We start from the raw sequence: 19,742 nt of genomic DNA on the forward strand, positions 1-19,742 counted from the left end.
TATTTACCCATTTTTTACCCATTACCCATTCGTGACAAGTTGAAGTGAAATTAGATTTGTCAACTCGTAATTATCCTTAAAAGTGAGGTGAACAAGAAGTATTAAATTCGCCTTTGCACTGAGTTTTCCGCGCCAGAATCAATTATGCATTGAAAATTTAGCGATCGCATCCTTCAAAATCATGTTTATTCCAATATGCTCGGTGTTAAAGATAACTGTAGGTTGGGTTGAGGCTTTGCATAGACTGTTGATTTTGTGGAAATTAACCCATAAGTTCACACAGTTTTTGTGATGATCTCGTCCCGATGCTCCGCGTGGGGACGCATTTCACGAGGGCTAATACCTCTACATTCTTCAACCCAACCGACCCAATAATCAGGCTTTTAAGTCTAACTGAACTGTATTGGTTTAAAATCCGTGAAATTCACCTTAAAATACTCTTCAAAGCTAATAAGTAAGCACTACTTCAATATCCGAAAAGCCTGAATGACGTTTGGATGCAAGTAAGGTAGGTAAGTGCAATTAAACATAAAACCGCAACGTAACCGATCATTCGGCGTACAGAAGACCCGAAGGGTCGTCTCTACTCCCTGATCTCAACGAAAATTTTTACCACCCACCGATTGTTCAGCCTATCCCTGCCTATCCAAAATTAGCATACATGTCATTATGATGGTAATGGTGATGGGTAAGGAGTGATAATGAACTTCAAACAGGCAATATTGGCTTTTTTAACACTGGTGGCAGGACTTGTGATTGGTTCAAGCTTATTGGGTTCGTTACAGGAACCCCAGGTGCAAAATCGTCTGGACTTATATCAAACCAATATTGTTTTAAAGGCTTCAGAATGGGAAAGGTTGCGTTCTGAGGATGGGGATGATTCGCTTTTTAGTGCCCTATTTGGTGGAAAGTCTGTGGATGAAGCGATTCAAACCTATAGGGAGGCTCGTGATACGAGTAGGGCGAATATAAACAAAATATTAACAGAAATTCCGGCATTATCTGCTGGTGAGAATCAAAAATCTGCTGGTGCTGTGAGACAGTTTGTAAGACAGCTGGAGAAAAGTCTGCGGGAGCAGAGGGATTTTTTGGCGGAGGTGGATTTAAATTTGGGGATTTTAGAAGCTCGACAGGGTAATCTAGAATCGGCACAAAAAATTTGGCGGGAATTGGCAGAAGAAACTGGTGTTCGACTTGATTTGGTGAAAACAGCTAGGGTTTTGGAGGGTTTGTGGAGTCAGCCGGCTTTATTATTGCCCGACTCAGCAGAATTAATTCAGGCTAATTTGCAGGGATGGTTTCGGAATACGGCTTTATCTCAACTTTACCAGGTGCAAGAACGAAGTGAGGCTCTGACTCAACTACAGCAACAAATCCAAGAGACTGCGGAGGATGCGGTAACGAAGTTGTTTTTGGTCGGGATTACTCCCTATATTATGGGTTTAGTTGGTTTAGGGTTAATTGTTTTTCTGCTATTTCAACGTGTGCGTTGGGGAAAGGAGGCTTTACTTGCTCGATATGGTGATACACCGTGGCCAACTCCTTGGGATGGATATACAATCTTGGAAGTGTTGGTGGTGGGCTTTTTTCTGGTTGGACAATTTGTCGCACCTTTGCTTGTTTCGGCAATTTTACAGTTTTTCCACCTGGGTAATGATGTTCGCAGTCAAGCTATCCGTGTTTTTAGTAGTTATTTATTGGTCGCTTTCGCGGCGATCGCTATTCTCTGGAATGCAATTCGCTCCTACTTCCCTTTGGAATCAGACTGGTTTCGCTTCCGCTTCCGCAGCAATTGGATTCTCTGGGGAGTGGGTGGTTACTGTGTAGCGATTCCCGTTGTTCTGATTATCTCTTTGCTGAATCAACAACTTTGGCAAGGAAAAGGTGGTAGTAATCCCCTGCTACAATTAGTCCTAGAAGGTAAGGATACCCTAGCCCTATCCCTGTTTTTTAGTACCGCAGCGATCGCTGCTCCCCTGTTTGAAGAATTACTCTTTCGCGGGTTTTTACTACCTTCCTTGACCCGTTACATGTCCGTCTGGGGAGCAATTGGATTAAGTAGCTTGATATTTGCTGCGGCTCACTTAAGTATTTCTGAATTATTACCCCTATTTTCCCTGGGAATGATTCTGGGGATAGTGTATACGCGATCGCGTAATCTCTTAGCACCGATGTTAGTCCATGCACTCTGGAATACGGGAACTATGTTGACCCTATTGGTTTTAGGGAGTGAGTAAGTGGTCAGTTCGTGGAATTGTTGACTGTTAACGGTTATAGATGCAGCTTTCCCCCAGGGTACAGTCAATAAAGTTCGCGATGAACACTTGTTTTTGAGGGTAGGATATTACACCCCTTGACAAAATCCTTTTTTTTTGATTTAAAATAATGCCATCATTTATTTAAGCGATTAAGGTAGTTTAAGTAAATAGATAAAGCCGTGGTTAAAAGTTAGTTAAACTACATACAACTCCCACTAAATTTAGTTAAATATGTAACAAGGGGCAGCTAGACATCATTGGTCGAAAACCCGTATATTTAGTCCTAAATCAAAAATGCTCTGGTTAGAGAATAGGCAAAGGTTGTCAAGGATTCATTTCTTTGCACATATGCTTATTGGTTAAGTCATTTAAATCCAGCAACAAAAAGTTGTGCAAGTGGGGGAAAGGTAGTTAAACTAGAGATAGAAGGGAATGCGAATGCTGTATACAACTGGCTTCAAGGGAATGGAGTTGACCTATGGGAACTAAAAAACCTTATTCAGGGTTTTTTTAGGATTTCATTGTTGATTCCATGCTTGATACCGTTTTATCCGGAAATCCACATATCCTGTATTTCTCACAAACTCCTTAAACCTACAGGGAGTAGGGAGTAGAAGGAAAATTCATCCGTCACTCAAGACTTATTCAGTGACTTGTGAGACATCCGGGATATACAAGCATTGTTTGTTAAACTCAAGCAAAGCAACATACAAAGCCTCTAGCTGATTGCTTTATTGCTTCTTGAATCCTAGCCGTTGGTATAGACTGTTTTTTCAAGGGTTTTCCAGTGGTATGGTCTTTCTTTCGGTGTCGGATGGAGCAGTAATAGTTAGTTTAATGGAACTTCAGATAAAATAAGTATTAAGTAGTTGTAGTGTGTCAATGAGCCTTCGTATTTTCAGATTAGAGAGCGGACAAAAACATCAACAAATAAATTAAATACGGGAACTATCAGGGACAAGAAGGGAGTCCTATGTAAATAGGCATGGACTCATCCATATAGATAATATTAACCAACAAAGTACCTATTGCTTACACTTAAAGGCTGACCATTTCTGCTTAGTCATCGAAAGGAAATAGTCAACCGCAGAGTGTATTTAAAATGGTATTGACACTGATAGTTCAACAGCGATTGTTAATCAACAAGAGGTTCTATTAAAAATCTCCGTGGGATTAACATGTATCGCAGGTTAAATATTCCGGAAGATAGACCGGTAAACCCGTAAAGACGAATAGGGCAAAGTAATTTTTGAGAGCAAACCACTTGTGCAATTCTGCGAGTTTGCAAACTGCTAGGTGGGGTTCGATTACGGTATTCGCTCGCTCCGAATATATCGGGAATAATACCATTAATTTGGTTTTGGGGATGATTTTGGTGTCAGACAAAGTTTGTCTGACGCTGTTGGTATTCCCTTCATATCTGGATGGTGGGATTGGGGTTGCTCAATTACCTAGTTTTCTATTAGGTATTTTTTGATTTTATTAATTGAGATGTGACCCAATACTCAATACTCAATACTTACCATTCACCTGGGATAAATTCAGGATTAATCAAACAGAATTATCTATCACCTTCATGGAGCTAAATTGAGTTTTATTTATCCTCAATATTTGTTTCTGAATTATTTGTCAATTCTGTTTTTTTCATCCTCTAATTCTCAGTTGATATCTCCATCTCTCCCTGTCAAAACATTATCTATATTAGATATTAATTAAGGATATAAACATGGCCAATCTCACTCCTAGCCACGCTACAAAACAACTTCTCTCTGGATATGCAGGAATTATCTGTGGTGGATTTGGAATTCACAAATTTATATTGGGCTATCATGCGGAAGCTTCAATTATGTTAGTTGTTTCTGTGATCGGTTTAGTTTTTGCCTATGGAATTCCCTTTTTAATTATGCAGCTTGTGGGTTTAATAGAAGGGATTATCTATTTAAATAAGGAGCATGAAGACTTTGTTGAAACCTATTTTGTTCAGAAACAGGGTTGGTTTTGAGGAGTTAGGAAACAGGAGATATGCCTTGAGACATCGCCCGGATTTCTCACAAACTTTCAGGGAGTGGGGAGTAGGGAGTAGCAGGACATGCGATAAGCGGGGCTTAACCCGCATTTCTCACAAAACCCTAAAACTCATGGGGAATAGGGAATAGGGAGTAGGGAATAGAAGGAAAATCAATCCATTACTCAAGGCTTACAACTTACTCGTGAGAAATCCAGGTAATGCCTTCGGCATATCGCACCAACAGCTTTTAGTGAAAGTGATTAGTTCATGATGGGAGTAACCTACATGTAATGCGGACACCAGAACCCATGAAAGCGGTTTTTCCCGATACCCTCCAATCCGAATCATGACACTACTCACAACTCCCTACTTCCCACTCCCTCTGCATCAAATAGGAAAATCAACCCATTCTCAACACCTTTGGTTGAATTTTATGAATAAACCTTTAATACAAATTCTTTTTGCGATCGCAGGATTTAGTTACTTCTCCTTTGTCTCCTACTTACAGTTAAATACCCTGTGGCAAGGGGAATTAATTTTGATCCCCGTGCAGATATTTGCAGTGATGTATTTCTGGCAACAGGGACAACGTAAATCCCTGAACATAAAGAAAAATTAAATGTTTGACAATATGTCATAGAGAGCCTTCTTGGTCTACCCTCAAAATAGCAACTGAAATTTTATTTAGTTGTTGTTGATTGTTGCCAATTGGATCGCTATGCAAATTCTGTCTAAACCCGATGTATCCCCTTCCCAATCGCCACCAACCTCGAAAATCGTTTTAGATGTGGGGGGGATGAAGTGTGCGGGTTGTGTGAGGTCTGTGGAGCGGGAATTAAGCCAGTATCCTGGTGTGAGTCGCGTGAGTGTGAATTTAGCGACGGAGATGGCAACGGTTGAAGTGGAAAATGGTCAAACCACGGCTGATGCTTTGGCTTTACATTTAACCAAGACTGGATTCCCTTCCCAACCCCGTAATTTGGAAAATTTTTCCCAGATTGGAGAACGTTCCCAGTCCGGTGGGGATGAATCTGAGGTTTTATTCCGACACCTAATGATGGCAAGTGGGTTGTTAGCGGTGTCGGTGGTTGGTCATCTGAGTGATGTTTTTGCTCCCCATTTACCGATAATTGGAAATATCTGGTTTCACTGCGGTGTTGCCACCCTAACTATTGCCTTTCCCGGTCGGACTATTCTCGTCGATGGTTGGCGGAGTCTGGGTCGGGGAATGCCGAATATGAATACCCTAGTGGGGTTGGGAGCGATTACAGCCTATTTGGCTAGTTTGGTGGCTTTATTATTTCCCAGTTTAGGGTGGGAATGTTTTTTTGACGAACCCGTGATGATGCTGGGGTTTATTTTGTTGGGAAAAACCCTGGAAGCCAGAGCCAGGAGAAAGGCTGTTGGAGCCTTACAGCAATTGATTGCCCTCCAACCCCAAACGGCACGGTTAATCGCCAAACCCAAGCAACACACCCCGGATAAGGTTTCCCCTTTAACAATTAATACGGTGGTGGAAATACCTGCCAACGCTGTGAAAGTGGGGGAATGGTTACAGGTGCTACCGGGGGAAAAAATCCCCGTGGATGGGGAAATAATCGATGGTCAGACCACTGTTGATGAGTCGATGTTAACGGGAGAGTCGATTCCGGTGGCAAAAAAAATAGGCGATCGCGTGACGGCTGGAACTGTGAATCAAATGGGGACAATTGCGGTTGCTGCGGTTCACACCGGGGGTGAGACAACTTTAGCTCAGATAGTTGCTTTGGTGGAAAATGCCCAAACCCGTAAAGCTCCAATTCAGTATTTTGCTGACCGGGTGGCGGGTTATTTTACCTATTTTGTCATCGCCGCAGCCCTAATTACCTTTGGGTTTTGGTATGTATACGGTGCCCATGTTTGGCAGGATGTACCCGTAAAAATGCTGATGATGCACCATAGCCAAATGGCGCATACTCCTGAACATAATTCACCCCTATTGTTGAGTTTAAAATTTGCGATCGCGGTTTTGGTGATGGCTTGTCCCTGTGCCTTGGGATTGGCAACACCAACGGCAATTGTTGTCGGTACGGGATTAGGTGCATCCCAGGGTATTTTAATTAAGGGTGGAGATGTCCTGGAAAAAGTTCACCAGTTACAAACGGTGGTGTTTGATAAAACGGGAACCCTAACTACTGGTAAACTAGAGGTGACTGATTGTATCGAGTTTTGTCCCCCTCCCCTCCCCTACAGCTTAATTCAACTGGGTGCGGCGGTGGAACAGGGAACATCCCATCCCCTCGCCCAGGCAATCAAAACGGCTTGTCTACAGCAAGGAGGGGTATTACCACCAGCAGTTAATTTTCATACTGAACCCGGTTTAGGTGTGGCCGCAGTAGTGGAGGGGAAACAGGTATTGGTGGGGAATCGGGAATGGATGGCTTGGCACGGTGTTGGTATAAATAAGGATGTACAGCAACAATCTGTGTCCTTAGCAGCAACCGGGAAAACCGTTATTTATCTGGCTGTGGAAACCGAATTGGTGGGTTTAATTGCAGCCCATGACCAATTACGTCCCGAAGCAGTTGACACCGTTGCTCAGTTGCAAAAACAAAGGCTAAAGGTGGTGATCATGAGTGGGGATCAACAACCAGCCGTGAATGCGATCGCCCGCAAATTAAATATTAGTTCCGATAATATTATTGCCGAAGTTCCACCCGCCAAAAAAGCCCACCTGATCCAAACCTTCCAAAACCAGCAACAAATTGTCGCCATGATTGGGGACGGTATTAATGATGCTCCAGCTCTAGCTCAAGCCGACATTGGTATCGCCATCGCTTCGGGTTCTGACATCGCCATCGATGCTGCCGAAATTATTTTGACCCGAAATAAACTTAGTGATGCGATCGCAGCTATTAAACTCAGTCGTGCTACCTTCAACAAAATTCGTCAAAATCTGTTTTGGGCTTTGGCCTATAATACATTCGGTATTCCCCTCGCAGCCGGAGTATTATTTCCAACTACTGGATTTATCCTTAGTCCCGCAGGAGCTGCTGCTTTCATGGCTTTTAGTTCCGTCAGCGTTGTCACTAATTCTTTGTTATTACGTCACCGGGGAACAGTTTAAAACCTGAATCCAGATTTGGTGCAAGTCCCGGAAATTTCTAGGAAGTGGGGAACAGGGAGTAGTCTACATGCAACGCTTATACTGTTCTGATTAGGAGTTGATACCTGATGGGGAACTTTCCCCGCATTTCTCACAAAACCCTAAAACTCATAGGGAATAGTCCGTGACGGGAGTATAGGGGAAATTAGTCCGTCACTCAAGACTTACAACTTACTCGTGAGAAATCCAGGTTTCGGGAGCAGGGGAAGAAATGTATCGCAATTTGAGTGAAATGGTATTATATCGACTCTCTTGTACTTTGCAATGAATGAAACTAGAATAATCAACGGTTACAGCCCCTAATATGTAGCAAGCATTAGCGTAAACGATATTAAAACGATTCCCAGTAGAGATGACCGACGGGTCATCTCTACTGAGTCTTTGTTCCCTACCCTCACAAAAAGACTTTTACCGCAGACCAAAATCCAAAATCCTTTAGTTATCCAAAAACCAACACACTTTATGATTGACTTCAATCCCATTTTCCAAAGGTTGGCGATATAAGCGCAATTCAATTAAAGTTGTGGTCAAGGGTGTAAAAATCTTGGGTTTTGCTGCTTCTAAATACTTGGAAATATCAATTGCACCACTCCAATTTCCTTTGCTGCTGATGATTTCCTCACTGGGAGAAACCAATCCGTGGTAATACACTAAACTCGAACCCGACGTGGTGGAAATCTGTAGCCACAAATTATCTAAACACTGTTCTAGAATTGGTTGTAGGTTGACATGAAAACAGCGTAAACTGCGATCGCGTCGATAAATATGCATATCTAACTTAAATTCTGGTATAACTTCAAGCTTTCCACCCCGTTTGGTCATCAGTTGAATTTCGTATTCTGGTATTGCATCACCCCGTTGATCGATGGCATTAATGATAAATTGTTGCCAATAGGCGATTTTTTCCCACTCTGCTTGGGTTTTTTCCTCGCTGGTTGCCACCCACTCCCGAAAAGATGTATCATCAGATACCTGTAATGCCTGATCTACTAAATCGATCACTTGGTGATTAGGATGTTTTAATATATCTCGGTGGGTTAATCCCGCGATCGCAATTAAAGGTGAAATTCGTGGGATTTCCCCATCTTCAAGCTCGACCCGATGGGTATCTGTTTGCTCCTTCGTTAAATCCACTACCAGCTTTCGCACCTGTAGTCCACACCCAGCCCAGCGTACCGTTCCGTCCGTACCACCACCGGGGCGACGAATGAGTTTTTTCCAACCCGTATATTCACTAGTGCCGCAGAGAATAAAAATATATGGTGTATCCGGATGATTTCCCCGTAAAGAGGTGCTGGAGTGGGGTGACAAATCCTGGTGAGCTAAATCCCAGGTAAAACTACTACCTAACTCCAACGCATCTAAAACGCGATCGCCCATTTCTAAAAAGTTTTCACCCTTTTGCCGATTCCCTTGCATAATTTTACCGAACCAACTGTTGGCTCTATGGGCTAATGGAGAACCAAAATTTGCAGGTGCTAGACCGATTAAGCGTTTGAGACGTTGACGACGACTGGGGTATGCAGTTAACCAAGTCCGAACTACCAACATTCCCGTAGAATGAACAATAGCATCAAATTGTTCATCTGCTGCTAACCCTCCCGGTAGATTCAAAGCTCTTTCAAATCCATCGGCTATATCCTTGATTGTCACTTCATCGCTTAGGGTAGTATAACTAAGGGATTTCACTTGGTAGCCACGCTGAATTAGTTGATCTCTCCATTCTTGAAATGATTCTCCCCGATCTGCGTACCCATGAATTAGAATAACCGTATTTTTACCCATATTGACCAATCACAAAAAACTCATGATAAGACATATTTCCATCAAAAACACGGAACACTGGATTATAAATACGTAGGGTCTGCCGTTCGCGAAGCGCAGCGCTAGCTGTAAAAGTCTGAAGGGAGTACAGACGTGATATATCGCGTCTGTACAGGACGAATGAGCGGTTACGTTGCGGTTTTATGTTTAATTGCACCTACCTACTCAGTACTTAATTTGAGTACTTAATTTAAGGACTAAAGTCCTCATTACGAACTTCAAATAATATACTAGTTGCGTAAGTCCTGTTTTTATTTGTCATATTCATGTTGCAAATTGGTAAGTGCTTATCTTAAATTTCTCACGAGTAAGTTATAAGCCTTGAGTAACGGATTGATTTTCCTCCTACTCCTCTGGAGACGACCCGGTGGGTCGTCTCTACTTCCTACTCCCTATTCCCTAATCCCTATTTTTGGCTTAAATGATAGCCATTTCCATTATTTAAGGATACAAATACCATGAGTCTACCATTTATATTCGATGTGGCAATTGGTTTAATTTTCATCTATTTAATTTTGAGTTTGTTAGCATCAGAAATTCAAGAATTACTGGCCACTGTATTTCAATGGCGAGCGGAACATTTGCGTAAATCAATTGAAAATTTCATGGCTGGTGATGTGAGCGATATTAGTGATGCACGGGTAATTCAACTGGTAAATGATATCTATGCTAATCCCTTAATTAAAAGTGTAAATCAACAAGCCAAGGGAGTAATTGCGAATATTCCCCGTCGTTTGACATGGGGTATAGGTTCTGTATACCGAAGTATTAATCCTCGTGCCAATAGAGCTAGGAGTAACGATACGGTATTTGGAAATGGTAGGCATAGCGGTCCATCCTATATTCCTCCTGATGTGTTTGCTTCTAGTCTTGTTGATACCTTGAATTTGCCGACATTTGCTCAAAAAATTAGTACTTCTCGGTTGGAGCAATTTAAAGCGCAAGTCTTAGAAGAAATTCAAAATCAATTGTTTCAACTGGAGGAACAAAGTGTTGTTGATGAGACATTACAGTCTTTTTTGAATTTAGCGTATCAAGCCTTTGCCAAATTGCAAGCTGAGTTTGAACAAATTATTTGGAACTACGAAAGAAATCAAGTCACCCTGGATGTTGGCATGAATACAATGCGCTCCAGTTTAGATAAATATATTCAGTTTTTCCAGGAGGAAAAACCGAGTGATAATTTTTCTTATAAAGCCCTACAAAACCTGCAAAATATTCGACAGCAATCCTTCGCTGATATTGAACAAACAATTTCCGTTCGCGGGTTACGACCGACTTTACAACAAGTAGCTGGTATCCTCGATAAAGGCAGTGATATATATGAAGAAGTCAGTAAAACTCTGGCAGAAAAAGATAGTGAACTATACAAAAATCTAGAAACTTTAACCGAAAGATTGCCAGAAGGATTAGCAAGAAATATTATGGCGATCGCAAAAAAAACCCAGTTAACTGTAAGCAGCACCCAAAAGGAGGTAAATGACTTTAGGTTAGAAATCGAAAAGTCTTTTAATAACTCGATGGAAAGAGCTTCAGGGGTGTATAAACGCAATGCTAAAGGAATAGCAATATTAATCGGTATTTTGATTGCGACTAGCAGTAATGCTGATGCTTTTCATATGATTAGTCGGCTTTCCAAAGATTCAGCTTTAAGGGCTACTATTACCGAAAATGCAGGTCGAATTGTCCTGGAAAATCGCAATAATTTAGGTTACGTTGATATTAACACTTTGCGCAGTCAAACCGACGAAGCTCTTAATGATATTGCTCTCCCCATTGGTTGGAGTGATGCTAATTTACAACAACAAATTAACTGGACAAGAAAACAACAAAGAATGTTTCCTTTTTGGCGATTGATTACCCTGATTCCAGGTTGGATTATTAGTGGTATAGCTATTGGGATGGGAGCGCCATTTTGGTTTGATTTACTCGGAAAAATTGTCAATGTTCGCAATGTTGGGAAATCACCTAGCGATCGCAATTAAATAAATTCGTTTGCAGACGACCCGACGGGTCGTCTCGACCCAATCCAAAATCCAAAATCCAAAATCAAATGACTGTCGGTATCTGGATACTTGGAGATCAACTCTCCCAAAAACAAGCTGCACTTACCTCCTGTCACCCGGAAAAAGTCCCAGTTATCCTGATTGAATCCCTGGAACATATTCGTACTCGTCCCTACCATCGACAAAAGTTGGTATTGATTTGGTCAGCGATGCGACACTTTGCGGAGGAATTGCGTCAACAGGGTTATCCTGTCACCTATGAAGTTGCTGCTGCTGATTTTCAAAAACCCTTAATTGCATGGTTGAAAGCAAACCACATCACCGAATTACGAGTGATGCAACCAGCAGATCGACCATTCCGTCAATTCATTATGGCGATGCAGTCGCAATTACCATGTTCGATCCAGATAATTCCAAATAATCATTTTCTCTGGTCAACTTCAGATTTTCAAAAATGGGCCAATGGCAAAAAAAGTTTACTTTTAGAAAGTTTTTATCGGGAAGGTCGCAAACGTTTGCAGATTTTGATGGTAGATAATCAACCTGTAGGAGGAGAATGGAATTATGATAAGCAAAATCGTCAACCTCCCCCAAGAAATTTAATTACACCTCAACCAAAAGTTTTTCCCGCGGATGAGATTACCCAAGCAGTAATTCATCAAGTAAAATCCTTAGATATTCCTACCTTTGGTGAGATAAATAACTTTAATTGGGCAGTCACCCGTAATCAAGCATTAGCAGTCCTAGCTGATTTTATTGATGGAAAATTAGCACAATTTGGTCCCTATCAAGATGCGATGGTTACAGGGGAAAATACTATGTGGCATTCCCTGATTTCTCCCTATTTAAATATAGGTTTACTTCACCCTCTAGAAGTAATTCAAGCAGCAGAAACTGCCTACTATCAGCAGCAAATACCCCTCAATAGTGTGGAGGGATTCATCCGGCAAATACTCGGTTGGCGTGAATATATGTATGGGTTATATAATTACGTCGATTCCGATTATCCCCAACAAAATTATTTTCAACATCACCAACCCTTACCGGAATTTTTCTGGACAGGTAAAACCAAAATGAACTGTTTACACCAGGTGTTAAAACAGACAATTAATACAGGTTATGCCCACCATATTCAACGTTTAATGGTATTAAGTAATTTTGCCTTAATTGCTGGTATTTCTCCCCAAGCTGTAGAAAACTGGTTTCATGCAGCTTTTATTGATGCCTACGATTGGGTGATGCAAACTAATGTAATTGGGATGGGATTATTTGCTGATGGGGGAATTTTAGCATCAAAACCCTACGCTGCATCCGCTAATTACATCCATAACATGAGTGATTATTGTCGCAATTGTAGTTATGACCGTAAATCTCGCACGGGTTCCCAAGCATGTCCATTCAATTACTTTTATTGGGATTTTCTCGACCGTCACCGTGATAAATTAACCAAACAGGGACGGATGAGCTTTATTCTCAAAAACCTCGATAAAATGCCAGAAACAGAATTAGCAGAAATTCGCGATCGCGCGCAAAAATGGCATGAATAAAATAATCATACCATTTTGGATTTTAGATTTTAGATTTTGGATTTAACTCGCTAGCTTATAGTTGCGCTTTAGCACCATTCCCTTGTACCCATGCTCCGCGTGGGTACGGAATCTACGAAGCTCCTGCTTCATGAATAAAGGCGGTAGCCCTCACGTACTGGATGACTACGCAGAGCATAGTCACCAGATAGATGGTCTGGATCAAAAGTGTTGAATTTCGATATATAACTTTACAAATCTAGGGGCTTTGCACGAATTTGAGCTTCTATTAATGACAATGAAGTCAATTGCAGGGTAAATTTGGTATCACCAGCACCAATACACAACTTGGTATCAAACGCTAAAATCTTAAGATTCAACACTTGTGGGTCTGGATATTTCCACCAACTTGTACTAGGTGATTTTTTCACTTAGTAAGTAATAACAAGTATTTAACCGGACACAATATTACACCAAAATCCAAAATCCATAGACGCACGTAGTGCGGCTTCTCGCAGAGTAATCCAAAATCCCATTATTTGACTGCCTCTTGAATCCAGTTCTGCAAGGTACTCACAACCTCATCAAGAGGAATTTCCTGCGCTTGTTTTGTCGCCCTTTGTACCACCTCAACTTTACCATCCTTTAAAGCTTTTCCGGTGACAATTCTGTAGGGAATACCGATTAAATCAGCATCTTTAAACTTAACTCCAGCCCGTTCATTCCTATCATCTAATAAAGTTTCAATCCCTGCTTTGTTGAGTTCTGTATACAACTTTTCCCCAACTTCCATCTGCTCGGTATCATTAATATTGGGAACAGTGACAATTGCATGGTAAGGCGCGATCGCAACAGGCCAGATAATCCCATCTTTGTCGTAGGATTGCTCCACTGCGGCTTGAGCTAACCGGGATACACCCACACCATAACAACCCATTACCAAGGGTTTTTCCTCCCCCTGCTCGTTTGTATAGGTCGCATTCATCGCCTGGGAATACTTCGTACCCAGTTGGAAAATATGCCCAGCTTCAATACCACGGGCACTTTGCAGGATTTGACTAGGGTCATGGACAGCGCGATCGCCGGGTCTGGCCTTGCGAATATCTACGATAGTCTCTGGTAATTTAATTTGCTCGTTCCAGTTAGCTCCCACTACGTGATAACCGGAAATATCCGCACCAGTGACAAAGTTTTTCAACCCCACAGCAGTTTGATCCACCAGACGCAAAAATTTGTTAGCGATATTTTTGGCTGGTTTAATATAATCATCACTGATATCCGGGGCAATATAACCTACTGGTAAAGGTTTAGTAGCCCATTTCTCCTGGGAATCAGCATCAGGAACACTCAAACTCAGAATGGTTTTTGCTTGATAATTAGCCGCTAATTTAGTTAACTCATTGGTCAACTTAACCTCGTTAACCTCCTGGTCTCCCCGGATACTCACCAACACCAAAACCGTCATCCCGTTATCGTAAACAGTTTGATACAAAACATTCTTCACGATATTGGTAGGCGAACACTGCAAAAAATTACACACCTTCTCAATCGTCTCTGTTCCCGGAGTTTCCCGTTTTTCATAGCTAGTAAAGGGAGAAACTTCCCCATCCCCAGCTAAGGAAACAGCCTTCTCCACATTCGCGGCATACTTACCATCCTCCGTATACAAAACCTCATCTTCCCCCGCTTCCGCTAACACCATAAATTCCGTCGAACCCGACCCCCCAATAGCTCCCGAATCGGCTTCCACTGCCCGGAATTTTAACCCACAACGCCGTAACATATTACTATAGGCGATGTACATATCATCGTAGGTTTTCTGCAAGCTTTCGCTGTCAGCATGGAAAGAATAACCATCCTTCATAATAAATTCCCGTCCCCGCATCAACCCAAACCGGGGACGAATCTCATCCCGAAACTTAGTCTGCAATTGGTATAAATGCAAAGGTAGCTGACGGTAGGAACGAATCATATCCCGCGCAATATAAGTAATTACCTCCTCATGGGTCGGTCCCAAAGCTACCTGCTGGTCACGTCGGTCAATCAAGGCAAACATAATCCCCTCAGCCTTCGTATAGGTATCCCAACGACCCGACTCCCTCCACAAATCGGCAGGTTGCAGTTGGGGGAGTAAACATTCCTGCGCACCCGTAGCATTCATCTCTTCCCGCACAATTTGGGAAACCTTCTGCAACACCCGCCACATTAAGGGTAAATACGCATAAATACCCGCACCGATGCGACGAATATAACCCGCTCGTAGGAGCAATTTATGGCTGGGAATCTCCGCATCAGCCGGGTCATCTCGGAGGGTGACAAATAACATTTGTGACAGTCGCATCGTTTCTTTCCTGTTTGACTTACTTATAGAATTCGCTTTGATTGCTGGGAATCTGGAATTAGTATCGCCTTAAATATATAGCGTTTCCAATCATTTTTCCAATCAATTTTACCCTCATCTGAAGAGACTAGACGGTATCCTACCTCCCAACCAGTAGGAGGTGTGTCAATACGCTTGGGATCAGTAAATTCATAAACCAATACAGTTCAGTTAAAGATAACTGTAGGTTGGGTTGAGGCTTTGCATAGACTGTTGATTTTGTTGAAATTCACCCATAAGTTCACACCGTTTTTGTGACTATCTCGTCCCAATGCTCCGCGTGGGGACGCATTCCACAAGGGCTACTGTCTCAAATCAGGAAGCAGAGCTTCCCTATATGTATACAGTTTTTGTGATGATCTCGTCCCAATGCTCCGCGTGGGGACGCATTCCACAAGGGCTACTGCCTCTATATTCTTCAACCCAACCTACCCAATAATCAGGCTTTTAAGCCTAACTGAACTGTCTTGATTCGTAAACCCCAAATAATTGTAGAGACGCATTAGCCAAGCTCTTCTGAAAAAGGCTATATCGCATCTCCCGAAACCACTACGAAAAATTATTAAGAGAATGTTTTAAAAGTTGATTTTAATACTTGAATTATCGTTTTTGGGAGCAGGAAGAGACGCGACATGTCGCGCCTGTACTCTCGAAGGAAAAATCAGCTTGATAACTCCATGTCCAGAGTCAGGACGATAGTCAAAATAGTGATAATTAATACTTAACAAACATCCTCTAACCGAACCGTATTGGGAGGTGTGTAGTTTCCTATCAATTTTCACCCTCATCTGAGGAGATTAAATCCTGTTTCCAATCAATTATTTCCCCTCATAAGAGGAGACAGCCAGCGCAGCCCACACCAGCGCAGCCCACACCCGTTTCCAATCAATTATTTCCCCTCATAAGAGGAGACTTTGCGTTAGTAGACTCGGCTTGCTAACGCAAGAAGAAAGTTTCCAATCAATTATTTCCCCTCATAAGAGGAGACGAAACTCTCCAAAAAGAGGGTTTCAAGGTCACTACGAGTTTCCAATCAATTATTTCCCCTCATAAGAGGAGACCGTCCCGGAGACCATCAAAATCTCCAGGGGCGATGCCGTCAACGTTTCCAATCAATTATTTCCCCTCATAAGAGGAGACTGGAAACCGTAATGTTGGTGTAAACTCCATTGAAGTTTCCAATCAATTATTTCCCCTCATAAGAGGAGACCGGATTGTCTACTGTTTCTGGACGGGACTCCATAAAGGAGATTCCGTCCTTGACGTTTCCAATCAATTATTTCCCCTCATAAGAGGAGACACCTCGTCGATTCCCTCGCGGAATCGATCCTCTCCATGCAGAAATAGGAGAGGAACCTCGCCTGGTCTGCACCCAGGCGAGGGTTATTTGTCACAAAAAACAAAAAGGAGCGAAAGAAATGCAACTAAAAGTGATTGATTTAATAGTTTCCAATCAATTATTTCCCCTCATAAGAGGAGACTCCTAAATAATGACGTGCATTGACAAAGAAATTGTTGTTTCCAATCAATTATTTCCCCTCATAAGAGGAGACTGTAGACATTCGTCCTAACAACGACCCCCTCTTTAGTTTCCAATCAATTATTTCCCCTCATAAGAGGAGACTTGATTGGAAACCAAAATAGAAATAGAGGGTGTGGAGAAAATCATCTGTTTCCAATCAATTATTTCCCCTCATAAGAGGAGACATTTGATGGTTATGCTGATTGGGCTGATTATTCAGCGTTTCCAATCAATTATTTCCCCTCATAAGAGGAGACGTTTGATGAATTAACGGTTCGTGATGATGATGAATATTTTTGTTTCCAATCAATTATTTCCCCTCATAAGAGGAGACCTTTCAAACCACACGCCTGAAAGATGGACGGTTGATGTTTCCAATCAATTATTTCCCCTCATAAGAGGAGACCACATACAACAAGTAGACCATAAAGGAGAGCCATGCAACTAGTGTTTCCAATCAATTATTTCCCCTCATAAGAGGAGACGAAAAAGATAATTGAATGGGCAAAAAAGGGTAACGGAGTTTCCAATCAATTATTTCCCCTCATAAGAGGAGACTCCTTTGCCCCAAAAGGAGTCTACGTTGACCCCTAGACAGGTTTCCAATCAATTATTTCCCCTCATAAGAGGAGACAAAAAGAAAACAATGTTAAACAGACTATTGATTTAGGTTTCCAATCAATTATTTCCCCTCATAAGAGGAGACCTTCACAGCTAGCAGCAATGGGAATGCCCATCGCCCCAACACCGTTTCCAATCAATTATTTCCCCTCATAAGAGGAGACCCCTTCATTTTAAACCCAGATACAGCAAGGTGTCCAGAGGCGGATTGCGAGGGGGTCTAAAAATTTGTCGTCGAAGCAGTAAAAATCCATGAGAAAAATCCTTCAAACCCTTACACAGCAAGGCGGCGAGGGGGTCAACGAAAAAAATGGTATTTCAGCGATTTTCTGACCCCCTCGCATTATTGGTGTAGCAAGCGGAAAATAGTACAGGGGTACGGGCTACTTCTGCACAAAACAGACGGCTAGCTTTTTCCACACTCGTACACAATACCCGATTTAGGATGTTTGACAAGTATTAATTATCATTATTTTGACTATCGTCCTGAATCTAGACATGGGGTTATCAAGCTGATTTTTCCTTCGATTGGAGGCTCGAATTGTCTCAGGTCAGTTTGGGTAGTTTACTCTAGTAGAATGGATCTAGTTTTTTCTTCGAGAAACCAGGCTATGGGAATCTATGGGGACATTAAAAGTGCAGCATAACCCATCTCAAGGTTGAATATGTACTCAAAAGACCTGTTGTCGCTGGAGGTGAATGATTGAATGGTGGTCACCAAGTCTCAAATTTTAACTTTAGAAGAATTTTTGCAACTACCAGAAACCAAACCCGCAAGCGAATATATTGATGGTAAAATTATCCCCAAACCAATGCCCCAAGGAAAGCACAGTTTACTCCAAGGAGAACTTGTACCTGCAATTAACTTAATTGTTAAACCCCAACGGATTGCTCGTGCTTTTGTGGAGTTGCGCTGTACTTTTGCTGGACGCTCAATAGTTCCAGATATTGCTGTGTTTACCTGGTCAAAAATACCAAGGGATGCAAATGGTGAGGTGGCTAATGCATTTACAGCTGCTCCTGATTGGATTCTTGAAATTTTATCCCCTGACCAAAGTGCAACCAAAATGATTAAAAATATTCTTCACTGTTTAAATCACGGTACGCAAATGGGTTGGTTGATTGACCCTGATGAGCAAACTGTAATTATTTACCTTCCCCAACAGCAACCAGAGATATTTGACCAGAAAGAGCAAATCTTACCTGTTCCTGATTTTGCTAATGGATTGAACTTGAGTGTGGAGGCTTTGTTTGGTTGGTTATTAGAGTAGAGTGGGTTGATCTATAAAAGGTGCGATCGCATTGACAAATTCGGGTGCAGATTCGTAGGGTAAAACGTTACGTCCGGGAATTTTGACACCCTGGGCTGTGGGAAGATGGGTGAGGTATTGGGATAATCTATCGTCAGCAGATTCGATTTTTCCCTCTTTGCTGACGCTGGATGCTGTTTCTCCAAAAACAACGAAGGTGGGGATATTGAGGTTGGCAATTGCAGTGCTGTAATCTTTTCGCCAAAATCCTGCTAAAAAGGAAAAGACGGCGAATCGACTAGCCATATCCACTGACCCTAAGCGGAGCATCATTAACCATTCCTCGTCTATGTCCTGACTAGATGCAAATAATTGACGGGTGGAAAAGGAGCGTAAAAATTTTTCCGTCCGTGCATATCGATAAAATAGGTTTCCCAGGATGGAGCTCAGGAAACTCCAGGTGAGTTTTTGTCGCCATTTTGGACGGGGTTTGCTAATTATATTCCATGCTGGAGGTCCTGATAATACCATCCCTTTGATTAATTGTGGATGCATTGTGACTAGTTCAATGGCTACGGGGAATAAGGCTCCTTGAACAACTAATATCACTGGTTGATTGATAACTGTGGTGAGAAAAAAGTTTAATTGTTCAGCATGGAAGTTGGGAGTATAGGCAATATTGGGCATATCGCTATCACCGCACCCTAATAAATCGGGTGCATAAATGGAGTTGAATTTGTTTTGTATCTGCCATTGTTGAGAAAATCTGCGCCAAAATAACCGGGATAATCCCACACCAATCGGATGAATTAAAACTAGGGGAATATCTTGATTTGCTTGGGGATTGGCTGGATGATAATCATAGGTACATTGATAATTTTGCCATTTGTAAGTCAATGTTTGATGGTGTTGATGTTGGTTGACAGCCATTGGATTTTGGGATTTTAGATTTTAGATTTGGGATTTCCTGCATTTCTCACCAAGGGGTGATAAGCCTGAGTCATGGTTTAATTTTCCTACTACTCCTGTCACGGACTGTTACCTAATCACTGAAAGTTTTAGCTGTTTGTGAGAATTCTGGGATTTGGGATTTGGAGGGATATTTTTGAATATAAATATTGTTTTTAAAAACCGAACACCAGCAGGATGCCCACACCACAAATATCCATAAATATCCATCCATATAAAATAAAGTTGAAATA

General features: G+C 41.9%; 13 protein-coding genes and 2 CRISPR repeat arrays. Of the genes, 7 read left to right on the plus strand and 6 right to left on the minus strand.

The annotated features are described in order from the left end of the window. Positions 1-701: 701 nt before the first annotated feature. Positions 702-2,237: a CPBP family intramembrane glutamic endopeptidase gene (locus CDC37_RS04740; protein WP_096620715.1), complete on the plus strand. Its 1,536-nt coding sequence runs from the start codon at positions 702-704 to the stop codon at positions 2,235-2,237. Between the two features lie 1,194 nt (positions 2,238-3,431). Here the strand turns inward: CDC37_RS04740 and CDC37_RS23985 are convergent. Further along, positions 3,432-3,644: a hypothetical protein gene (locus CDC37_RS23985; protein WP_157780648.1), complete on the minus strand. Its 213-nt coding sequence runs from the start codon at positions 3,642-3,644 to the stop codon at positions 3,432-3,434. A gap of 340 nt (positions 3,645-3,984) precedes the next feature. On the opposite strand from CDC37_RS23985, the gene CDC37_RS04750 reads away from it, so the two are divergent. The 3 genes from CDC37_RS04750 (at position 3,985) to CDC37_RS04760 (ending at position 7,372) form a co-directional block, all read left to right on the plus strand. Further along, positions 3,985-4,260, plus strand: coding sequence for a TM2 domain-containing protein (locus CDC37_RS04750; protein WP_096620717.1), 276 nt, complete (start codon positions 3,985-3,987; stop codon positions 4,258-4,260). 439 nt (positions 4,261-4,699) lie between these two features. Continuing rightward, the gene (locus CDC37_RS04755) at positions 4,700-4,885 is read left to right on the plus strand and encodes a hypothetical protein (RefSeq protein ID WP_096620718.1); all 186 of its coding nucleotides are present in this window, start codon (positions 4,700-4,702) and stop codon (positions 4,883-4,885) included. A gap of 99 nt (positions 4,886-4,984) precedes the next feature. Further along, positions 4,985-7,372, plus strand: coding sequence for a heavy metal translocating P-type ATPase (locus tag CDC37_RS04760; protein WP_096625920.1), 2,388 nt, complete (start codon positions 4,985-4,987; stop codon positions 7,370-7,372). Between the two features lie 474 nt (positions 7,373-7,846). On the opposite strand, the gene CDC37_RS04765 is transcribed toward CDC37_RS04760, so the two are convergent. Next, positions 7,847-9,196: an esterase/lipase family protein gene (locus CDC37_RS04765; protein ID WP_096620719.1), complete on the minus strand. Its 1,350-nt coding sequence runs from the start codon at positions 9,194-9,196 to the stop codon at positions 7,847-7,849. Positions 9,197-9,693: 497 nt separating this feature from the next. On the opposite strand from CDC37_RS04765, the gene CDC37_RS04770 reads away from it, so the two are divergent. Both CDC37_RS04770 and CDC37_RS04775 read left to right on the plus strand, forming a co-directional pair. Next, entirely contained in the window at positions 9,694-11,220 is a 1,527-nt protein-coding gene (locus CDC37_RS04770; RefSeq protein ID WP_096620720.1) for a hypothetical protein, read from the plus strand. 68 nt (positions 11,221-11,288) lie between these two features. Then, positions 11,289-12,788, plus strand: a complete 1,500-nt coding sequence (locus CDC37_RS04775; protein WP_096620721.1) for a cryptochrome/photolyase family protein — start codon at positions 11,289-11,291, stop codon at positions 12,786-12,788. Positions 12,789-13,018: 230 nt separating this feature from the next. Here CDC37_RS04775 and CDC37_RS23990 read toward each other — a convergent pair whose 3' ends face one another. The 3 genes from CDC37_RS23990 to CDC37_RS23995 all read right to left on the minus strand — a co-directional run bounded on the left by CDC37_RS23990 (position 13,019) and on the right by CDC37_RS23995 (position 17,746). Beyond that, positions 13,019-13,198, minus strand: a complete 180-nt coding sequence (locus CDC37_RS23990) for a hypothetical protein (RefSeq protein WP_157780649.1) — start codon at positions 13,196-13,198, stop codon at positions 13,019-13,021. 104 nt (positions 13,199-13,302) lie between these two features. Then, a complete protein-coding gene (gene proS / locus CDC37_RS04780) occupies positions 13,303-15,108 on the minus strand; it encodes a proline--tRNA ligase (protein WP_096620722.1) in 1,806 nt (601 codons plus the stop codon). A gap of 845 nt (positions 15,109-15,953) precedes the next feature. Beyond that, positions 15,954-16,448: direct repeats of the CRISPR family, unit length 36 nt; unit sequence GTTTCCAATCAATTATTTCCCCTCATAAGAGGAGAC. Positions 16,449-16,592: 144 nt separating this feature from the next. Then, a CRISPR array of direct repeats spans positions 16,593-17,454; the repeat unit is 36 nt; unit sequence GTTTCCAATCAATTATTTCCCCTCATAAGAGGAGAC. A gap of 154 nt (positions 17,455-17,608) precedes the next feature. Next, positions 17,609-17,746, minus strand: coding sequence for a hypothetical protein (locus CDC37_RS23995; RefSeq protein WP_157780650.1), 138 nt, complete (start codon positions 17,744-17,746; stop codon positions 17,609-17,611). 251 nt (positions 17,747-17,997) lie between these two features. Between CDC37_RS23995 and CDC37_RS04785 the strand changes: the two genes are divergently transcribed. Continuing rightward, positions 17,998-18,561, plus strand: coding sequence for a Uma2 family endonuclease (locus CDC37_RS04785; RefSeq protein WP_096620723.1), 564 nt, complete (start codon positions 17,998-18,000; stop codon positions 18,559-18,561). Here the strand turns inward: CDC37_RS04785 and CDC37_RS04790 are convergent. After that, complete coding sequence (locus tag CDC37_RS04790) at positions 18,553-19,470, minus strand: alpha/beta fold hydrolase (RefSeq protein ID WP_096620724.1); 918 nt, start codon at positions 19,468-19,470, stop codon at positions 18,553-18,555. The two genes, CDC37_RS04785 and CDC37_RS04790, sit on opposite strands and share 9 nt — an antisense overlap. Between the last annotated feature and the right edge of the window lie 272 nt (positions 19,471-19,742).

This window comes from Calothrix sp. NIES-3974 (genome assembly GCF_002368395.1).
Taxonomy (GTDB): Bacteria; Cyanobacteriota; Cyanobacteriia; order Cyanobacteriales; family Nostocaceae; genus NIES-3974.